13 protein-coding genes are annotated in these 20,055 nt (G+C 45.1%); 7 read left to right on the top strand and 6 right to left on the bottom strand.

Features of this window, described 5'->3' with window-relative positions; all coding sequences use genetic code 11:
* Positions 1 to 132: 132 nt before the first annotated feature.
* Positions 133 to 7,962 carry an SIALI-17 repeat-containing surface protein gene (locus tag A0765_RS01395; protein ID WP_062004271.1) on the top strand — a complete coding sequence of 2,610 codons (7,830 nt, stop codon included), beginning with the start codon at positions 133 to 135 and terminating at the stop codon, positions 7,960 to 7,962.
* Positions 7,963 to 8,045: 83 nt separating this feature from the next.
* Here the strand turns inward: A0765_RS01395 and A0765_RS01390 are convergent, their stop codons facing one another.
* From A0765_RS01390 to A0765_RS01375, 4 genes are all read right to left on the bottom strand, one after another.
* Positions 8,046 to 8,837: a nucleotidyltransferase domain-containing protein gene (locus A0765_RS01390; RefSeq protein WP_062004269.1), complete on the bottom strand. Its 792-nt coding sequence runs from the start codon at positions 8,835 to 8,837 to the stop codon at positions 8,046 to 8,048.
* Between the two features lie 295 nt (positions 8,838 to 9,132).
* The gene (locus tag A0765_RS01385; RefSeq protein ID WP_062004268.1) at positions 9,133 to 9,543 is read right to left on the bottom strand and encodes an EVE domain-containing protein; all 411 of its coding nucleotides are present in this window, start codon (positions 9,541 to 9,543) and stop codon (positions 9,133 to 9,135) included.
* On the bottom strand, positions 9,536 to 9,997 hold the full coding sequence (locus A0765_RS01380; RefSeq protein WP_062004266.1) for a MarR family winged helix-turn-helix transcriptional regulator: 462 nt from the start codon (positions 9,995 to 9,997) through the stop codon (positions 9,536 to 9,538). Before A0765_RS01380 ends, A0765_RS01385 begins: the two co-directional genes overlap by 8 nt.
* Positions 9,998 to 10,103: 106 nt before the next feature.
* On the bottom strand, positions 10,104 to 10,751 hold the full coding sequence (locus tag A0765_RS01375) for a metal-dependent transcriptional regulator (RefSeq protein WP_062004264.1): 648 nt from the start codon (positions 10,749 to 10,751) through the stop codon (positions 10,104 to 10,106).
* A gap of 202 nt (positions 10,752 to 10,953) precedes the next feature.
* Here A0765_RS01375 and A0765_RS01370 point away from each other — a divergent pair, with 202 nt between their 5' ends.
* The 3 genes from A0765_RS01370 to A0765_RS01360 are packed head-to-tail and all read left to right on the top strand — an operon-like array spanning position 10,954 to position 13,512.
* On the top strand, positions 10,954 to 12,036 hold the full coding sequence (locus A0765_RS01370; protein ID WP_371259493.1) for a DUF3114 domain-containing protein: 1,083 nt from the start codon (positions 10,954 to 10,956) through the stop codon (positions 12,034 to 12,036).
* 15 nt (positions 12,037 to 12,051) lie between these two features.
* Complete coding sequence (locus A0765_RS01365; protein WP_062004260.1) at positions 12,052 to 12,879, top strand: Cof-type HAD-IIB family hydrolase; 828 nt, start codon at positions 12,052 to 12,054, stop codon at positions 12,877 to 12,879.
* Complete coding sequence (locus tag A0765_RS01360) at positions 12,880 to 13,512, top strand: SGNH/GDSL hydrolase family protein (protein WP_062004258.1); 633 nt, start codon at positions 12,880 to 12,882, stop codon at positions 13,510 to 13,512.
* A gap of 249 nt (positions 13,513 to 13,761) precedes the next feature.
* Here A0765_RS01360 and A0765_RS01350 read toward each other — a convergent pair whose 3' ends face one another.
* Positions 13,762 to 15,096, bottom strand: coding sequence for an Nramp family divalent metal transporter (locus tag A0765_RS01350; protein WP_048765415.1), 1,335 nt, complete (start codon positions 15,094 to 15,096; stop codon positions 13,762 to 13,764).
* 134 nt (positions 15,097 to 15,230) lie between these two features.
* On the opposite strand from A0765_RS01350, the gene A0765_RS01345 reads away from it, so the two are divergent.
* On the top strand, positions 15,231 to 15,542 hold the full coding sequence (locus tag A0765_RS01345) for a hypothetical protein (protein ID WP_048765413.1): 312 nt from the start codon (positions 15,231 to 15,233) through the stop codon (positions 15,540 to 15,542).
* Here the strand turns inward: A0765_RS01345 and A0765_RS01340 are convergent.
* Entirely contained in the window at positions 15,539 to 15,976 is a 438-nt protein-coding gene (locus tag A0765_RS01340) for a GNAT family N-acetyltransferase (RefSeq protein ID WP_062004254.1), read from the bottom strand. The two genes, A0765_RS01345 and A0765_RS01340, sit on opposite strands and share 4 nt — an antisense overlap.
* A 335-nt stretch (positions 15,977 to 16,311) precedes the next feature.
* Between A0765_RS01340 and spxB the strand changes: the two genes are divergently transcribed.
* A complete protein-coding gene (gene spxB / locus A0765_RS01335; RefSeq protein WP_062004251.1) occupies positions 16,312 to 18,087 on the top strand; it encodes a pyruvate oxidase in 1,776 nt (591 codons plus the stop codon).
* A gap of 350 nt (positions 18,088 to 18,437) precedes the next feature.
* A complete protein-coding gene (locus A0765_RS01330) occupies positions 18,438 to 19,877 on the top strand; it encodes a 6-phospho-beta-glucosidase (protein ID WP_062004249.1) in 1,440 nt (479 codons plus the stop codon).
* The last annotated feature ends 178 nt before the right edge of the window (positions 19,878 to 20,055 follow it).

The raw sequence follows: 20,055 nt of genomic DNA, 5'->3' as shown, positions 1-20,055 counted from the left end.
GCTGAAAATGAAAGAGGTTTTCTCCCTGTCGACAGCTGAAAGAAAAGTATTTTATAAGGCTAAGGGATTGCAATTTTAAGTAAAATTCAGTAAAATTTTTATTAGTTTATTATATGAAGAAAAGGGAATTTTATGAAAAAAAGAGTCACTGGTGACATATACCAGCGCTATTCTTTTAGAAAGCTGTCTGTAGGTCTAGTTTCCGCTACTATCGGAAGCTTCTTTTTGTGTACCACAATGGGAGGAGCTGTCAGCTCTGTTGAGGCAGCGGAAGTGTCTGCCAATCATTCTACTCTCGTTCAGTATCACTATGTGGTGGAGAGCGATCTGACTGAGGCTGAAAAAGCTGCTATCGTGAAGGAACTACCAAAATTTGCGGAAGAAAATTCGGAAGCTTATTATTTGGTTTACCGTCCGACAAGGCAGGAAAGCTTGTTAGGAAAGCTCCCTAAGACAGGCGAGTCAGGTCTTTTGGGAGCGGCTTTTGCAGCTACAGGTCTGGCCTTAGTTGTTTTAGTGCTGGCGCGAGGGAAAAATGGCAAGAGATACCTGTCTTCTATTTTACTTGTGACAGGCTTGGATTCTGTGCTTCTGCCAGCTTCTGTTTTGGCAGTCAGCAGTACGGATTTGGCTGCCTATAATCAAAGCCTGACGTTGGCCGTTGGCGATCAGTTGCCAGAACCATTGAAAATTGCTGGCTACCAGTATATTGGTTACCTTAAAAAAGAAGCGCAGCATCAACTGGCTCAAACGGGAAATTCTCAGCTTCCAGCTCCGCAAAAGGAGACTCCAGCGAGTCAGCCTGATCAGCAGTTGAAAGACCTAGCAGATCGCCCTAAGAATACTGAAGTTCCGAAAGAGGCGCAGACTGCTGGCGGAGACCATCTCTCCGAGAAGGAGAAGGAGGAAATTGCTGCTAAAGAAGGGCAATTTGCTCGTCAAACGCCTGTTCATGAGCGACCAGAGATGCAATTTACAAGTCAAGCAAGGACCCAGACCCAAGAAATTCCCTATAAAACCGAGTATCAATATTCAGATGACTTAGTCGAAGGACAATCTCGAGTGATTCGTGCGGGCATTCCAGGAACTCGCAAGATCGTAACACGTTACTATAGTGTTGAAGGAAAAATCGTAGAGAGCAAGCAGATTTCCGATCAAGTAACCACTGAGCCTGTTTCAGAAGTTGTTTTAGTCGGGACTGCAGCAGATAAGGCTGTTCCTAAAGAAGCTCCAATCCATGAAGTTCCCGAGCTCACTAGTTATGGCACCGTTCCAGATAGCGCTCCCGAGCACGAAGTTCCCGAGCTCACTAATTATGGCACAGTCCCTGCTAGCGCCCCCGTGCATGAAGTCCCCGAGTTAACGGAGTATGGTACAGTTCCCGATACCGCTCCTGTGCACGAGAAGCCTGCGTTAACTGGTCATGGTACGGTACCCGATACCACTCCTGTGCAAGAGGTTCCCGAGCTTACTAGTTATGGCACCGTTCCAAATAGTGCTCCCGTGCATGAAGTCCCCGAGTTAACTGACTATGGCACAGTCCCTACTAGCGCCCCCGTGCACGAGAAACCCGAGTTGTCTGACTACGGCACAGTCCCAGATGCCGCTCCTGTGTACGAGAAGCCAGAGTTATCTATCTATGGCGTTGTTCCAGATACTGCCCCCGTGCACGAGAAACCCGAGTTAACTGATTATGGCACAGTTCCAGATACGGCCCCCGTGCATGAGAAGCCTGAGTTAGCTGGTTATGGCGTTGTTTCAGATAGCGCTCCCGTGCACGAGAAGCCTGAGTTAACTAGCTATGGCGTTGTTCCAGATACCGCTCCCGTGTACGAGAAACCCGAGTTGTCTGGTTATGGTACGGTTCCAGATACTGCTCCCGTGCATGAGAAACCCGAGTTATCTGGTTATGGCGTTGTTCCAGATGCTGCTCCCGTGCATGAGAAGTCTGAGTTATCTATCTATGGCACGGTTCCAGATAGTGCTCCCGTGCGCGAGAAACCCGAGTTAGCTGATTATGGTACGGTACCCGATAGCGCTCCCGTACACGAGAAACCCGAGTTGTCTGGTTATGGCGTTGTTCCGGATACAGCTCCCGTGCATGAAAAGCCTGAGTTATCTATCTATGGCACGGTTCCAGATAGTGCTCCCGTGCATGAAGTTCCCGAGTTAACTGGTTATGGTACGGCACCAGCTAGTGCTCCCGTGCACGAGAAACCAGAGTTATCTACCTATGGCACCGTTCCAGATAGCGCTCCCGTGCACGAGGTTCCCGAGTTAGAGTTGGTTACAAAGGATGAAACTCGGGTGGAGAAGATTGCTTTTAACATCGAGGAACAATATACTGATGAGTTACCTCAAGGCGCTCGTCAAATCGTCACTCCAGGTGTTCAAGGTGAGCGAACCATCAAGACTCGAGTTTATACTTCCAATGGTCAGGAAATTGACCGTCAAGAGTTGTCCAACGAGGAAACTTTAGCTCCAGTCACGCAAGTTGTCAAAATTGGCACTGCCAAGTCCTATATGGTGCCGAGCACTGCTCCGCAAGAGCCCGCTTTACCAGAATATCCGCTGACCTATAAGGATGAAACGCGAGTAGAAAAAATCGATTTCACCACGCGAGAGGAAGAGACGGATGAACTTGTCCAAGGCGCTCGTCAAATCGTCACTCCAGGAGTGCAGGGCGAACGTACCATCAAGACTCGTATCTATACTTCCAACGGCCAAGAACTAGCTCGTCAAGAGTTGTCCAACGAGGAAAATTTAGCTCCAGTCACGCAAGTTGTCAAAATTGGCACTGCCAAGTCCTATATGGTGCCGAGCACTGCTCCGCAAGAGCCCGCTTTACCAGAATATCCGCTGACCTATAAGGATGAAACGCGAGTAGAAAAAATCGATTTCACCACGCGAGAGGAAGAGACGGATGAACTTGTGCAGGGTGCCCGCCACATCGTCACTCCGGGAGTGCAGGGCGAACGTACCATCAAGACTCGAGTTTACAGCTCCAACGGCCAAGAACTAGCTCGTCAAGAGTTGTCCAACGAGGAAAATTTAGCTCCAGTCACGCAGCTTGTCAAAATTGGCACCGCCAAGTCCTATATGGTACCGAGCACTGCGCCGCAAGAGCCCGCTTTACCAGAATATCCGCTAACTTATAAGGATGAAACGCGAGTAGAAAAAATCGATTTTACCACGCGAGAGGAAGAGACGGATGAACTTGTCCAAGGCGCTCGTCAAATCGTCACTCCGGGAGTGCAGGGCGAACGTACCATCAAGACGCGAGTTTATACTTCCAACGGCCAGGAAATTGACCGTCAGGAACTTTCTAATGAGCAAACGCGGGCAGCAGTTGCTCAGCTTGTCAAAGTCGGCACAATGAAACCGCATAGGGTACCAAGTGATGCCCCGCAAGTGGAAGCCTTGAAGGAGTTCGATCTGATTTCGCTTCACAATCTACTGATAGAAGCAGAGAAAATCAAGGCTCAGGCTCGTTATTTCAACGATAGTCAAAGTCGCCAAGTAGCCTATGATACCGCTTTGGTGGCAGGTCAAGCGCTTCTGAGTCAATCACAAGCCAGTCAAGCGGAAGTCGACCAGCTGGTGGATCAAATCAATCAAGCCAAGGCTCAGTTACAGGGTCTTGAAGTGGACAAAACACGCTTACGAAATGAACATGATTTGAGCAGCACTGTACAGGCGACCGTCCAATACAAGAATGCGGATGCAGATAAGAAAGCAGCCTATACAAACGAATTGGCCAAGGCAGAAGGAATTTTGAATAATCAAACTGCCACACAAGTGCAGGTCAATCAAGCTTTTGCTAGCCTGACAGCAAGTAAGACCGCTCTAAATGGTGTGCCTAAGGTCAAGCCGACAGTTTCGATCTTAAGTCTGACAGAAAATCCAGAGGACAAATCGGTCACGGTCCAATATAGCTTAGAAGACAAGACAAAATCCTTGCGTTCAGCGACTGCTGAATTGTACAAGGGAGACCAGCTCGTTCGCTCGCTTCCGATTGACAATGTGGCAGGAAGTCTGAAGATTGATGGTTTGGACTATTACACAGGCTATACCCTGAAAACCAAGCTGACTTATGAGCTGGATGCTGGTAGCCTGACTGACCTTGAAAAAGATAGCCGCAACTTTGAGTTGCAATACAAGAAGATTGCCTTCCGTGATATTGATTCGGCTGAGTTTTATACCAAAGAAAAGGACCAGTTCAAGCGTGTCGTTTCCATGAGCGCTATACCTACGGACCTGTCTAACTACTTTGTTAAAGTCAAATCAAGTGAATCCAAGGACATGCTCCTGCCGGTTCACAGCATGGCAGAAGGCCAGAAGGATGGCAAGGCTGTCTATAAGGTAAGGGTCTCTCTGCCTGAGCTGGTGCAAGAGAGCGAAACAGGCTACAAGTCTGGCTATGACTTCTATATCAGCAGGGCAGTGCCTAGTCAGCAAAATGTCTATACTAGCTTTGCTGGTTTGGTAGACGCCATGAAGAAAAATATGGCTGGCAACTTTGTTCTAGGAGCCGATTTGGATGCGAGCGAGGTCAGTCTGGCACCTGCGGATTATGTCTATCTCCGAGGAAACTTCACAGGCAGTCTGACTGGTAATCACAATGGCAAGCAGTATGCGATTTATAATCTAGCCAAGCCTTTGTTTGAAAACCTCAAGAGTGGTTCCTCTATTTCTAATTTGGACCTGAAAGAGGTCAATATTGTCGGGACCTATGACTCTGCTGCCTTGGCTCGCAGTGCAGATAATGCGCGAATCACAGATGTTTTTGCCCAAGGTAGAGTGTCAGTAGTGGGCAATGCTTCGCAAGTAGCTGGTTTGGTCGTTGTCGCAAGCAATAGCCAAATCATCAACAGCTCCTTTACGGGAACTATCCAGACCAATGACAAGCAGTCCAAGGCTTATAATGTCGGCGGTTTGGTTGCTAACCTCAAGGGAGGAAATTCCTTGCTGAGTCAGAGCATGGCGGATGTGACCATTCTAGCAGGTGCTCGAACAAACGAACAGCGCTTCGGAGGTTTAGTCGGTCGCTTGGAAGACAATGCCCGTATCAGCCGTTCTTATGTGACTGGAAAGATCCAAAATTCCACGAAGAATGGTCAAATCGGGGGAGTGGTTGGTTCCAATTATTTCAACGGCTTGATTGACAATGTTATCAGCAATGTCAGCGGTACAAATGTCTACAGCATTTCTGGCGACCAAGATTACAAGAATGATCGCATAAAAGAAGCCTATGCCGTTGAAGGAAACGAAACTTTAGGCAATGATCAGTTTGTCACGTCTACCCTAAACTTGGACGAGGCCGAAGAGAAACTAGCGAGACTAGACATCACGACCACGCTAGAAGACAGCAATCTCAATCTCCATACTGTTGACTACAGAAAGGAAAAGAATGCTCGTGCAGACCGTCTGATAGCTTATGCTAACATAGAAAAACTCCTGCCATTCTACAATAAGGAAACCATCGTTGCTTACGGAAATAAACTTCCAGAAAATCACAAGCTCACTACGGAGTACTTGCTGGATGTGGTTCCGATGAATGGCGACCAGATGATCACCGATATCCATAGCAACAAGACGGCGATTAACCGCCTGATGCTACACTTTGAGGATAAGACGGTTGACTATCTAAATCTGACCTATAAGGGAGATTTCAAACATCAAGCTATCGCAGAATACACTGTAAATGGCTTAGACCTCCTTTATACCCCAGAAGCCTTCCTATCAGACTATAGCAGGGTTCTCAATCAAGTGCTGTCAGAGTTGAACAAGGTTGTCCTTGACTCACCGGCTATGCGAACTGTTTTAGGAGTGAATGCGGATGCTTCTCTGGATGAGCTCTATCTGGACACAGCCTTTGAGCAAGTCAAGACCAAACTGGCAGAAGAGTTACGCAAGGTGTTAACTATGGACCAGTCCATCAATACGGAAGGCGATGTCGTAGCGGACTATGTGGCTCAGAAGATTAAGGATAATAAGGAAGCCTTCCTACTGGGTCTGACCTATCTCAACCGTTGGTATAATATCAACTATGACAAGACCAATGTCGAGGATTTGTCGGCCTATAAGTTTGACTTCTTTGGTAATCATAAGGCTTCGACGCTAGACACCATCATTGCACTCGGTCAGTCTGGTTTTGAAAATCTCAAGGCCAAGAATAACTATCTGGCTTACGATAACTCGCTCTCTGAAGCGACTGGCAAGCGCGGCCTCTTCAACTATCTGGAAAGCTATCGCCAGCTCTTCCTGCCAGACAAGACCAATAACGAGTGGCTCAAGACCAATACAAAAGCCTACATCGTTGAGGCTAAGTCGGATGTGGCAGAAGCCAGACAACTTCAGGATGCAGCCGAGGGCAAGAGCAAGTATTCTGTCGGCGTTTACGACAAGATTACTGCGGACAATTGGGAACATAAAGGTATGCTCCTGCCACTCTTAACCATGACTGAGAAGGGTGTCTATGTCATCTCCAATATGTCCACCGTCTCCATGGGAGCTTATGATCGCTACCGCCTTGATGCCAATAACAGGGTGCGAACAGATGCAGAATTGGTTGAGTATGTCGAAGACCGAGTTAGAAAGTCAGCTGAATGGCAGCGTGACCACTATGATTTCTGGTATAAGATCCTAAGTCCTGAAAGCAAGGACAAGCTCTTCCGTTCTGTTCTGGTTTACGATGGATTCTCATTGGTTGACAAGGATGGTAAAAGATATTGGGCTCCAGCTAATGACAAGAAATCACTGGCTATGCAGGAATTCTTTGGACCAGCCGGCAAGTGGTATCCAAGCAAGGGATACAATGCCTATGCTACAGGAAGTGTCACCCACTTTGATGCTGCTCGTTTGTTAGAAGACTATGGTAACTCCGTCTACACCCATGAGATGACCCATAATTCCGATGGATCTATCTACTTTGAAGGTTATGGTCGCCGCGAAGGACTGGGGGCTGAGCTCTATGCGCGTGGTCTCTTGCAGTCCACACCAAGTCCAAATGAACCTACCATTACGCTCAATACCCTCTTCAAGGTGGACAAGGATTCTAAGACACGGATGCATACCTATAACTTTAAGGAACGTGTCCAAAATGCGGCAGATTTGCAGCACTATGTCCATGGCATGTTTGACATGATTTACACGCTGGATTACCTGGAGGGGACTTCGATGGTCAAGCAGAGCGATGCAGCCAAGCTCCAGTGGTTTAGAAAGATGGAGAATTACTATATCACTGATAAATATGGTAAGCAGACCCATGCTGGTAACCAGACACGCAGCTTCACCGCAGAAGAAATCAAGAAGTTGACCAGCTTTGAATCCCTGATTAACAATGATGTCATCACCCGTCGGGAGAATAAGGATAGCGGACAGTATCCGCGTAATGGCTATCTCAGTCTCAGCCTCTTCTCGCCAATCTACTCAGCCTTGAGCAATCCAAATGGGGCGCCGGGTGACGTCATGTTCCGTCGCACAGCCTATGAATTGCTGGCAGCCAAGGGCTACCATGAAGGATTTGTCCCTTATGTCTCAGGGAAATTCTCCGAAGAGGCTGCTGCGGAAGGTAAGACGACCTGGGATGGCTGGCTCAGGAGAGACGTTGGTCTGGTGACAGATCAGAAGGTCTTGGAAAATGTATTCAAGGGTGAGTATGCTTCATGGGCAGCCTTCAAGAAGGCTATGTACCAAGAGCGGATTGACCAGCTAACCAAGCTCAAACCAATCACCATCGAGTACGAACTCAGAAATCCAAACAGTACCAAGCAAGTAACCATTCGCTCGTATGCAGAGATGCAGAAGCTAATGGACGAAGCAGTCGCAGAGGATGTGCGCAACATTACCAATGCGACAAATCGTGTGGAAGCTAGCTGGGTCAACCTGCTCAAGAAGAAGATTTACAACGCCTATCTTCGTGAGACAAACGACTTCAGACAATCAATCTTTAACAAATAAGCCTTAGGTTGCTTGTCGAAAATAGAAAAAGCTCATGAATCAGCTGAAAAACTGATTTCATGGGCTTTTTATTTGTTGAAATTCTAGATGGCTGCTTCAATCAAGTGCTTAAGATTGTCTAAGAGGCTATCCAAGGCTAGGACCGCTTTCTGTTGCTGGTCTGGCTGGTAGAGATGTTGGAAGTAGTCTTGGATATTGGCTTCAAAATCTTGAGGCAGGCGGGAGCAATTTTCTTTGGCATACTGGAGCATGCGCTTTTCGCCTGGATGGAGCTGCTCATTGAGGGCGAAGAGAGCATCAAAGTAAGAGGCGAAAAACTCGCTGCTGCGGTGATTGATGCTGAGCAGGTCTTGGCGCTTGAGAGCTTTTTTGATTTGTCTTGAAAAAGCTGGCATAGCTTGGTCGAGGAGCAGGAGCTGCTTGCTGATGATATTCTTTTTCAGCTCAGCTGGATAGGGCAGGCTGTACTTGCTCTGGAGGGCAGCATAGCGGCCGTCTCGATCGTAGAGAATCTTGCTTTGGACCAGATTGTACCACATGCAGGTGGTGTAAGAGTTCTGAGCTTGATGCTCTAAAACGACGGTCTGCAGGTCTTGGTCAAAGTCGTCCAGCGAGCGGTAAATCAGCTCAATCTCGATACCATTATTGAGGACGCAGTCGTCTTCCAGTTCCCAAAATTGATTGCCAATTTCCATATAGGAGCAGTACTTGCTGAGGATTTCCTGGCGGATGGCTGGCGCGAGAGGAGCGCTCAGGTAGACATAGACATCATAGTCTGAGTCTTGGTCAAAATGTTGGCCGGCCCGTGAGCCTCCGAGAGCCAGAGCTTCCACTTGCTCCAGTTGAGCCAATTCTTTAAAGAGATTTTGTGGCATAATTTGTCCTTCTTAATTTTTTGACATCATTCTAGCAAAAAGTGAAAAGGTTTGCAAGGGGGTAAATAGGATCTTTTCTTTCTTTTAAAAAACGTGATGAAGTGGAAGTGTCTAGAGTATTATTTTGATCAGAAAAGCCCAGGTCTTTCTAGGAGGTTTGTGATGTGATTTGATTTATACTTTTCAGTAAGGTAGATAGGATTTTTCCTAAAAAAACTCCATAATTCCTGCTAAAACAATTATAGAGTATATGATATCGGATACGAACAATAGGAGGTCGGGATGTCCCAGCCTCCTATTCTCCCTTCATCTGTTCAAAGACATAGAGAAAAAATTCTTTCGAAACTTCAAAATGTCCATAACGTAGTTGAGAAGCGTATTGACGCCATTCGGGATGTGGCCGTACTTGCTCGATGGGGCAGTCTTTGACAGGCTGGTAGTAGCTGACGTCACGTCGAAAAGGGAAGAAACCTTCAAACATTTCTACTTGGTAGGCTGTGTCATCTAGAATCTTGCCAACTGCTGTAAAAGCCTGTAGCTTTTCCTGACTATTTAGCTGATGTTTGGGGCTGTAGTACAGAAGATAGTCCCCTTTTTTCATGCGGTTTAGTGGTGCTTTCTTTCCATGGCAGACTTGGCAAAATCCACCTTCTACACCTCTTAGTACATGTTCTTTTGATACGACACCAATCCAAAATCTAGTCATTTTCTGCCTCCAGTGCTATTAAAAGTTGATTGAATATTTCTGTTTTATCTTCTAATTTTCCAAAGAATGCCTGATCAATGCCTTCTACCAGAGGAAGGGCTTGGTTGACCTTTTGCAGTCCCGTATCCGTTAGAAGTATGATGTTGGCACGGCTGTCCTTGGGATGGACCTCCCGCATGATCAATTCTTTCTTGACCAAGAGGCGGATGATTTGGGATACGGTCATGACATCCATGTCAGAAAATCGGGCAATATCGGTTTGACTCACCCATTCTTGCTGACGCAGGAGCGCTGCAAGAGTAGTCAAAACGACAAACTGAGGATGGGTCAGATCAATTGTTTTCAGTTGGCTTTTAATCAGCCCATGCCACTTGTGGTAGGCGCGGATAAAGAGTAGACCGGTTGATTTTTTGTATTCATCCTTGTAGATGGAGTTAAACTGCGATGTTTCCAATAGCTTTCCCTCTAGATATTTTATAAGTATACTTATTATATTCCGACATCTTATTTCTGTCAATAAAAAAACCAGTTTAGACTAAAAAGTCCGAACTGGGTTCTGTTTATAGTTTTTCTACATAAATCTGTTGGGCAATCATAGGGATAACTTGGATTACTTGGCCATCCACTTCCAGTTGATAGAGCTGGCTGTAGTCGTCATACTGGAGGAAATTGATTTCTTGGTCTATGTTTAGATTGTGCTTTTCCAGATAAGCCAAAAGCTCAAAGTCGTCGTGGACACGGCGGATGAGGTAGTTACCGGGTTCTTGAGCGGAGGCCAGAGTTTGATGGTATTTTTCTTTCAGCAGCTGGTGTTTGGCTGGGATTGTGCCACCATGAGGGCAGGTCTCAGGGAAATCTAGCATTTTTTCCAAGCCTGCGACAAAGCGTTCAGAAACGGTATGTTCCAGAATTTCGGCTTCCTGATGGATTTCGTCCGTGGTGTAGCCCAGCTTTTGAACCAGAAATACTTCAATCAATCGGTGCTTGCGGTAGAGGTCAGAGACCAGCTGCAGGCCTAGGTCGGTCAGCAGGTAGCCGGCCTTTTTGTCCTTGATTAGGAGTTCTTCAGCCAGCATTTTCTTCATCATCTCCGTCACGGCCGGCGGAGAAACCTGCATGTGTTGGGCGATTTCTTTATTGGTGATTTTTCCCTGGCGCGTGCCAATCTCGTAAATACATTTTAAATAGTCTTCTTTATTTGGCGTCATCTTTTGTCCTCGTTGTTTTCCTAAGACTAGTATAGCAAAAAATGCTGAAAGAATACAATTTGAGCTTGAATGTTCCTTTGTACGTTGACTTTTACATGAAATTTTGGCATATTTAGAGATAAATAGGAGAGGTCTTAAGGCTACATGGACCTGCTAGCGGAGTCCTAAACGGTGCTGAAGAAATTTCATATGATGGATGTGGATGGTGATGGAAGTAGAAATCGAGCAATACCGCCTAAAATTACAAGCGATCGGCTGGTCTCAAGCTGCTCTTGATAAAGTTTTTCTGGCAGAAATGGCGTTATTACCGTATGAATCTGACCACCAGAGTCTTTTTGAGGAGGCCTGCCTATTTGGCAGTCCGCTCTTTCAGAAGCTATGGTCTTTTGAATGTCGAGCCGCTCAGCCCCAGCAAGCTGAGAAATTGTTAGAGCTAGCTATGATCTATATGGACATGCCTGACGAATTGAGTGGAGAAGCAGCAGAAATCACCAAACTGCTCTCGCGCATGCATCCGAACTTATCGCCGCACGCTCCCCTTTGGCGCCAGTTTTCTCAAACGGTTCGGCAGGCTTTTTCTCCAGCAGACTTTATTGCAGACAGTGGCAATCAAAGGTTAAAAGGTCAGTTGCACCAGTTTCGGTACCTTATTTCCAGTCAGCAGGTTCAGTGGGTCAGACAGCATTTTCGTAAGCCGGGGATGACAGACGGTCAGGCTCTTGTAGCCTATTTTCAGGCGCATCCTGACCTGGATTGCCAGCTCTGGGAATCTTCACGGCTGCACAATAAAGCCTTTGTCAATAAGGGCAAGGTGCTCTACCCAGACCAGCAGCCCTATCAGGCTAATATCAAGATTCTGCATCGTTTCCATACCGAGTTTATTCTGGATAGGGAAGGGCACTTTCTCAATATCCTAGATCCAGAAAAGAGCAGTCAAAATGGGCTAGTCAATGGAGCCAGTTTTAATTATGGGGAGAAACCCTCGCTTTTCAATCACAGTTCCCATTATTACTACGATGTCAAAAGTCCAGCCCAGTGGGATCCCCAGTTTCGCAGGCTGGCGATTCGGAATGGCGGGCAAGCCTTCAAAGCCCCTCAGAATAATCGAGGCTCGGCTGGTTACCATACGGTTAGAAGTTGCTATGCGATTGCGGGGAAAAGTGCTAAAAATCAAGTAGATGCCCAAGTAAAAGATTTTGAAAAATCATTAGTCAAAAAGTTAAAAGGGCAAGCTTATCTCAAATATTTATGGAATAAAGTGAAAAATAAGTATCTGAGACTATAGAAATGAGGTGGGAAGATGCCGATTAAAATGATCGCTACGGATATGGACGGCACCCTTTTGGATCCGAGAGGCGAGCTGGATTTGCCACGTTTGACAGCAGTTTTAGACCAGCTGGAAGAGCGGGACATCAAGTTTGTCATTGCGACGGGCAATGAAATTCAACGAATGCGTTTATTGTTGGGCGATTTGACAGAGCGTATGACCCTGATCGTCGCCAACGGCGCTAGAATCTTTGAAAAGAATGAAATGTTGCTGGGCACTTTCTGGCAGCCTGATTTGATTGCGGACACGCTGGCTTATTTTCAGGGTCAAGAACGAGAGGTGCATCTGGTGGTCACTTCCACTAAAGGTGGCTTTGTTCAGGACGGCACTGATTTTCCGATAATTAGCAAGATTATGATAGAGGAAATGGCGGCCCATTTCTACAAACGAATGAATTTCGTACCCAATCTGCAAGATCATCCGTTTGAAGAAGTGCTAAAGATGAGCGTTATGGTAGATGAAGCGCAAGCAGCAGAGATTACGCGGCAGATCAATACAGCATTTGCTGGACGATTGAGTGCTGTGACCAGCGGCTATGGCGCGATTGACATTATCCAAGAAGGTCTTCACAAAGCTTGGGGACTTCGTCAGCTCATGGACCGGTGGCAAATAAAAAGCAAGGAAATCATGGCTTTTGGCGACAGCGAAAATGACTTGGAAATGCTGGAACTAGCGGATTTCTCCTATGCTATGGAAAATGGGGATGAGAAGATTAAGCGCATTGCCAGTCGCTTGGCACCAGCCAATGCAGAGGCCGGTGTTTTGCAGGTGATTGAGCAATACTTAGAAAAAGGAGTCTAAATGGCAGTTCAACTATTAGAACAGTGGCTTTTAAATGAGCAGGCAAAGATCCAGAAAAATTATCGGGACCTGAATCGGCTTGCGGTAAAAGAGCCAGCGATTATTTTTATCGGTGATTCGATTGTGGAATATTTCCCGCTGCATGAGCTATTGCAAAGCCCTAAAACCTTGGTCAATCGTGGCATTCGTGGCTACAAGACTGATTTGCTTCTAGAGAACTTGGATGCCCATCTCTTTGGGCAGGCTCTGGACAAGATCTTTCTCCTGATTGGAACCAACGACATTGGTAAGGAGATGCCTCAAGCTGAAACACTGGACAATCTAGAAGCGGTTATTCAGGAGATTTCCCGCGACTATCCTCTGGCTCAGATCCAGTTGCTGTCCGTCCTGCCTGTGAATGAGAAAGAACAGTACAAAGGAACGGTTTATATCCGGACGAACGAGAAAATCCAAGCCCTCAATCGTGCCTACCAAGACCTAGCAAGCATTTATACCAATGTCCATTTTATTGACCTTTATGACAATTTCTTGGATGAGGGCGGTCAGCTGCGGGAGGATTTTACGACGGATGGCTTGCACTTGACTATTGCTGGCTATGCGATGCTGTCCAAGGCTCTGCAACCGTATCTCTGAGAAAATCTTTTTCTTGACCAGCTTAATCAAACAGTTAAAACTGACATTTCAAAACGAGTGTGACTTTGTTATCACACTCGTTTCAGACTGAAGACAAAGTTCTTAGAACAGAAGTTGCTAAGGGCTTTGTCTTCAATCTGAAAGAACAGTTTCAACTGTTCTTTTTTGTTTCTTTTTATGAATCAACTACGACTACTTTCTATTTACCAATCTTCACGCCGATGCCGAGACTTGACTTCAAAACCACTCTTAAAAAATATCGAAAAGAAGCTTGATATTAAGAATGGTTAAGATAATTGAAATTGCATAACCTAGGATTGTGTTCCACTTGGCATTAGTAAATTCTCCCATCAGTGACTTCTTAGAGGTAAGATAAATCAAAGGGAAAATTGAAAACGGAAGAGCGATTGAAAGAAAGACCTGTGAATAGACCAATAACTGATCCAGGGTTTTTTCTTGATACCCAAATAAAACGGCGACTATAATCACAGGTAGCAAGGCAAAAATACGGGTACCGATACGGATAAGCCACTGAGGTAATCTTAGATGTAAGAAACCTTCCATGACAATCTGTCCTGTCAAAGTGCCTGTAATGGTCGAATTTTGACCACTTGCTAAGAGGGCTAGAGCAAATAAAGTGGACAGAGTTGAACTGGCTATCGCTCCTGCTATTGTCGAATCCTGTAAGGCATTGTACATTTGGGAGAAAGCTGAAATTTCAGATGCATGACCAAAAAAGAGGGAGGCACCTAAAATAAGAAGCAAGGAATTGACAATGAAGGCTAGAGACAACTGAAGATTTGAATCCCAGGTCATAAAGCGAACTGCTTTTCGAATATCCTTCTTATCTTTGTGATTGATTTTCCTTGTTTGGGATAGAGAGGAATGGAGATAGAGATTATGGGGCATGACTGTCGCTCCCACAATCCCTAGAGCCAAGGTCAATTGACTTTCATGACCCGGTAACGGTGTTTCAAATAAAGTTGAAGTTGGCAAATAACCACCAATGATCCCCTGGATACTTGGATTGGATAAGGCCACAAGATAGGTAAAGATGGCTAATATGGTTAAAATAAGGGTCGTAACAATAGCTTCAATTTTTTTGAAACCAAATTTCATCAACAACAACAAAAGAAACACATCTAAAACGGTTAAGAGGATAGCAATCATAATCGGTATTTTAAACAAAAGATTTAAGGCAATCGCTGAACCTAGAACCTCAGCCAAGTCTGTCGCCATTAAAGCTAATTCTAAAATCACCCACAAACTATAGCGAAGCCACTTGGGAGCATGATGAGCTGTGGCCTGCGCTAGGTCCATCCTCGTCACGATACCGAGCTTCCCAGCCATCTGTTGTAGCTGCATAGCAATGATGGATGAAATTAAAATAACAAATAAAAGGCTGTACTTGTAGGAGGCGCCACCAACCACACTGGTGATCCAATTTCCAGGATCCATGTAGCCAACTGCCACAAGTGCACCAGGTCCTAAGAATGCTTTTAGATTTTGCCAAAAATGATTGTTATTTGGAGTCTCAATAGATTGATTGATCTCAGAAAGAGAGACTTTTTTATAAGAGGACATAGTGATTTCCCACTTTCTAATCTGTCTTTACATATTTCTTAATAGAATATTTTTTGAAAGAATGATGAAAATAGTTTACCTATTTCCAATTCACCCTTATTATATCACATTTTAGAATGATTACAAATAAAAAAATGATAGTTGAAATAAGCAATATCAGTATTGCAAAAGCCAGCGTAGTAAAACGCTGGCTTCAGATTGAAGACAAAATCCTCAGAACAGAAGTTTCTAAGGACTTTTTTGTAAAGTCGTATAATAATGATAAGAAAAGTTATGAGGTGCTCGCTATGTTTCACAAAGAAAAACCAGATTATAATCGCTGCCAATATGGCTTCTATACGATAGACGAATTGGTTCCCAAAGATCACTTTCTTCGACAATTGGAAGCAGAGGTTGATTTCGACTTTATCTATTCTATATTTATTAAAGATTTTTGCTTGCTTTAGTCTAACCACTGGTTAAAGGCAGTTTTATCATGATGATTGTAACCTGCCCGCTTATAAAAATTCCAGGTGCTTTCTTTCTGGGAGCCCGTCAGCAGCATCATTTTGTAGCAATTGGCTTCGGTCGCTATTTTCTTAGCAAAATCAAGGCATTCACTGGCGTAGCCCTTGCCTCTAAAGTCATGATGAGTGACGACATTTTCGATCAGGGCGTAGGGGCGTAGTCCTCTCGTGAGATTGGGAATAACGACACAAATACAAGAAGAAACAATCTTTCCGTCAAGCACTTTGACAATGATATGGTGGTCTGGATCTTCTACCATCCGCTGCCAGACTTTTTGTAAGGTTGGACTTTTTTCTGGAATGGCCGTCTCGTGCAAGGAGAGGTATAAATGGAGTAATTCATCTAGGTCGTTAGGACTGGCTTCTCTGATCATCTTTTCACCTACTGTTTTGGAATATTTTCGTTTACCTAGCAATATTATAGCATGTTTAGCCCTTAAATTTCTAGCTTGCTCCAAATTAAAATCTTCCCCAGTTTCAAAGGTCAGCGAGAGTCACTTTCACCTTTTTCTGAAATCTATTATAATATACATTTCAAAAGTCAGAAAAATCTCATAATTGTTATGTAATAGTTCTAAAGCGTTCCTGAGCATATTCTTATACAAGCGGTGGAAAAAGTGATAAATTTGTAGAGTAAGTTTATTGAAACGTTTTCATTATATTATCTGAAAGTTTTCGATAAATAATTTAATTTTGAAGGAGAGTTATTATGACTCAAGGGAAAATTACTGCATCTGCAGCAATGCTCAACGTATTGAAAACATGGGGCGTAGACACCATCTACGGTATCCCATCAGGAACGCTCAGCTCATTGATGGACGCTTTGGCTGAAGACAAAGATATCCGCTTCTTGCAAGTTCGCCACGAAGAAACAGGTGCTCTTGCAGCGGTGATGCAAGCTAAATTCGGCGGCTCAATCGGGGTTGCAGTTGGTTCAGGTGGTCCAGGTGCGACTCACTTGATTAACGGTGTTTACGATGCAGCTATGGATAACACTCCATTCCTTGCTATCCTTGGATCACGCCCAGTTAACGAACTCAACATGGATGCTTTCCAAGAATTGAACCAAAACCCAATGTACAACGGTATCGCTGTTTACAACAAACGTGTAGCCTACGCTGAGCAATTGCCAAAAGTAATTGACGAAGCTTGCCGTGCTGCAGTTTCTAAAAAAGGTCCAGCTGTTGTTGAAATTCCAGTAAACTTCGGTTTCCAAGAAATCGACGAAAACTCTTACTACGGTTCAGGTTCTTACGAGCGTTCATTTATCGCTCCTGCCTTGAACGAAGTTGAAATCGACAAAGCGGTTGAAATCTTGAACAATGCTGAACGCCCAGTTATCTACGCTGGTTACGGTGGTGTCAAAGCTGGTGAAGTGATCACTGAATTGTCACGTAAAATCAAAGCACCAATCATCACAACTGGTAAAAACTTTGAAGCTTTCGAATGGAACTATGAAGGTTTGACAGGTTCTGCTTACCGTGTTGGTTGGAAACCAGCCAACGAAGTGGTCTTTGAAGCAGACACTGTTCTTTTCCTTGGATCAAACTTCCCATTTGCTGAAGTTTACGAAGCCTTCAAGAACACTGAAAAATTCATCCAAGTCGATATCGACCCTTACAAACTTGGTAAACGCCATGCCCTTGACGCTTCTATCCTTGGTGATGCAGGTCAAGCAGCGAAAGCAATCCTTGACAAAGTAAACCCAGTTGAGTCTACTCCATGGTGGCGTGCAAACGTGAAGAACAACCAAAACTGGCGTGATTACATGAACAAACTCGAAGGTAAAACTGAGGGTGAATTGCAATTGTATCAAGTTTATAATGCCATTAACAAACATGCTGACCAAGACGCTATCTACTCAATCGACGTAGGTGATACTACTCAAACATCTACTCGTCACCTTCACATGACACCTAAGAACATGTGGCGTACATCTCCACTCTTTGCGACAATGGGTATTGCCCTTCCTGGTGGTATCGCTGCTAAGAAAGACAATCCAGATCGCCAAGTATGGAACATCATGGGTGACGGTGCATTCAACATGTGCTACCCAGACGTTATCACAAACGTTCAATACGACCTTCCAGTTATCAACGTTGTCTTCTCAAATGGTAAATATGCCTTCATCAAGGACAAATACGAAGATACCAACAAACACTTGTTTGGTTGTGACTTCCCTAATGCTGACTATGCGAAAATCGCTGAAGCTCAAGGAGCTATTGGATTTACAGTTGATCGTATCGAAGACATCGATGCAGTTGTTGCAGAAGCTGTTAAATTGAACAAAGAAGGTAAAACTGTTGTTATCGATGCCCGTATCACGCAACACCGTCCACTTCCAGTAGAAGTACTTGAACTCGATCCAAAACTTCACTCAGAAGAAGCCATCAAAGCCTTCAAGGAAAAATACGAAGCAGAAGAACTCGTACCATTCCGTCTCTTCTTGGAAGAAGAAGGATTGCAATCACGCGCAATTAAATAATTCCTCTCGTCAAAAATCAAATGTAAACTGCGTTATCTTCACCGTGCCGTACTCCAGTACTGCCTGCGGTTCGATGCCTTGTTTATTCATTGATTTTTATAGAGAGAAACTTGAAAAGATCGGAGCAATCCGGTCTTTTTGCTTGTTTTGCTTCATATGTCTTTTTGGAGGAGGGCTGAGGCTTATTATCTGGGTAAATGATAGGAAGCCTAGAAAGAGTAAGATTAGAAAACAGACAGGGAGAAACATAGGATAGTATCACTATTCCGCAGTATTTCACAAGTAAAGCTATTGAGATTGCGGTATAATATAAGTGAATGAAGTGGTAAAATAAGAAAGCGAGTAGAAATATGACTGAAAAACTGACTTTTCCGGATGGTTTTTTGTGGGGTGGAGCGACGGCTGCCAACCAGTGTGAAGGTGCTTATGATGCGGATGGTCGTGGGCTGGCTAATGTAGATGTGGTGCCGATTGGTGAGGACCGTCTGGCCATCATCACAGGTAAGAAAAAGATGTTTGACTTTGAGGAAGGCTATTTCTATCCAGCCAAGGAAGCCATTGATATGTACCATCGCTTCAAGGAGGACATTGCCCTCTTTGGTGAGATGGGTTTTAAGACCTATCGACTGTCCATTGCCTGGAGCCGGATTTTCCCTAAGGGTGATGAGCTGGAGCCCAATGAAGCTGGCCTGAAATTTTACGAAGACCTCTTTAAGGAATGCCACAAGTACGGTATTGAGCCCTTGGTGACCATTACTCACTTTGACTGTCCCATGCACTTGATTGAGCAATATGGTGGTTGGCGGAATCGTCGCATGCTGGAATTTTACGAGCGTCTCTGCCGCACTCTCTTTACCCGCTACAAGGGCTTGGTCAAGTACTGGCTGACCTTCAATGAAATTAATATGATTCTGCATGCACCTTTTATGGGAGCGGGGCTCTGCTTTGAAGAAGGCGAAAATGAGGAGCAAGTCAAGTACCAAGCAGCCCATCATGAGCTGGTCGCGTCAGCCATTGCCACCAAGCTGGCTCATGAGATTGACCCGGAAAACAAGGTCGGCTGTATGCTGGCGGCGGGGCAAAATTATCCTAACACCTGTCATCCACGTGATGTATGGGCTGGTATGGAGGAAGACAGGAAAAATTATTTCTTCATTGACGTGCAGGCGCGTGGTGAATATCCTAACTATGCGAAGAAAGCTTGGGAGCGCGAGGATATCACTGTCGAAATGACAGAAGAAGACCTGCAGCTACTCAAGGAGCATACGGTGGACTTCATTTCCTTCTCATACTATGCTAGTCGAGTGGCTTCAGGAGATCCTAAGGTCAATGAGCTAACGGAGGGCAATATCTTTGCTTCTCTCAAGAACCCTTATTTGGAAGCTTCTGAGTGGGGCTGGCAGATTGATCCGCTGGGCTTGCGCATTACGTTAAATACCATCTGGGATCGCTATCAAAAGCCCATGTTTATCGTGGAAAATGGTCTAGGTGCAGTGGATACTCCTGATGAAAATGGCTATGTGGCTGATGATTATCGGATTGACTATCTAGCGGCCCATGTAAAGGCCATGCGGGAAGCCATCAATGAAGACGGTGTGGTGCTGTGGGGCTACACGACCTGGGGCTGTATCGACCTAGTATCAGCCGGCACTGGCGAGATGAAGAAGCGCTATGGCTTTATTTATGTGGACCGGGACAATGAAGGCAGGGGAACACTCAAGCGCTCCAAGAAGAAATCCTTTGACTGGTACAAGGAAGTCATCGCGACTAACGGAGCATCTGTCAAATAAAATCAAGGAGGCTGGGACAAAAGTCCTAGCCTCTCAATTGTCTTTGGATTGTCGAACAAGACGCAGTGGTTGAGTGGGCTCTACTACGCTGAATTCATCAGCTTTTACAGCCCTACTCAACTGTGCGGAGGTGGGACGACGAAATCGAATTCTAACGAATTACCGATTTCTGTCCCAC

Source organism: Streptococcus cristatus (assembly GCF_001588905.1).
Lineage (GTDB): Bacteria > Bacillota > Bacilli > Lactobacillales > Streptococcaceae > Streptococcus > Streptococcus cristatus_N.
The sequence above is the reverse complement of the archived record's forward strand: the minus strand, read 5'-3'. Positions and strand labels throughout refer to the sequence as shown.

Bases quoted from the DNA above. Each gene is read 5' to 3' on its own strand.
- A0765_RS01395 (WP_062004271.1), top strand. From the start codon at position 133: ATGAAAAAAAGAGTCACTGGTGACATATACCAGCGCTATTCTTTTAGA.
- A0765_RS01390 (WP_062004269.1), bottom strand. From the start codon at position 8,837: ATGCCACAAAATCTCTTTAAAGAATTGGCTCAACTGGAGCAAGTGGAA.
- A0765_RS01385 (WP_062004268.1), bottom strand. From the start codon at position 9,543: ATGACTAGATTTTGGATTGGTGTCGTATCAAAAGAACATGTACTAAGA.
- A0765_RS01375 (WP_062004264.1), bottom strand. From the start codon at position 10,751: ATGACGCCAAATAAAGAAGACTATTTAAAATGTATTTACGAGATTGGC.
- A0765_RS01370 (WP_371259493.1), top strand. From the start codon at position 10,954: ATGGTGATGGAAGTAGAAATCGAGCAATACCGCCTAAAATTACAAGCG.
- A0765_RS01365 (WP_062004260.1), top strand. From the start codon at position 12,052: ATGCCGATTAAAATGATCGCTACGGATATGGACGGCACCCTTTTGGAT.
- A0765_RS01360 (WP_062004258.1), top strand. From the start codon at position 12,880: ATGGCAGTTCAACTATTAGAACAGTGGCTTTTAAATGAGCAGGCAAAG.
- A0765_RS01350 (WP_048765415.1), bottom strand. From the start codon at position 15,096: ATGTCCTCTTATAAAAAAGTCTCTCTTTCTGAGATCAATCAATCTATT.
- A0765_RS01345 (WP_048765413.1), top strand. From the start codon at position 15,231: ATGATAGTTGAAATAAGCAATATCAGTATTGCAAAAGCCAGCGTAGTA.
- A0765_RS01340 (WP_062004254.1), bottom strand. From the start codon at position 15,976: ATGATCAGAGAAGCCAGTCCTAACGACCTAGATGAATTACTCCATTTA.
- spxB (WP_062004251.1), top strand. From the start codon at position 16,312: ATGACTCAAGGGAAAATTACTGCATCTGCAGCAATGCTCAACGTATTG.
- A0765_RS01330 (WP_062004249.1), top strand. From the start codon at position 18,438: ATGACTGAAAAACTGACTTTTCCGGATGGTTTTTTGTGGGGTGGAGCG.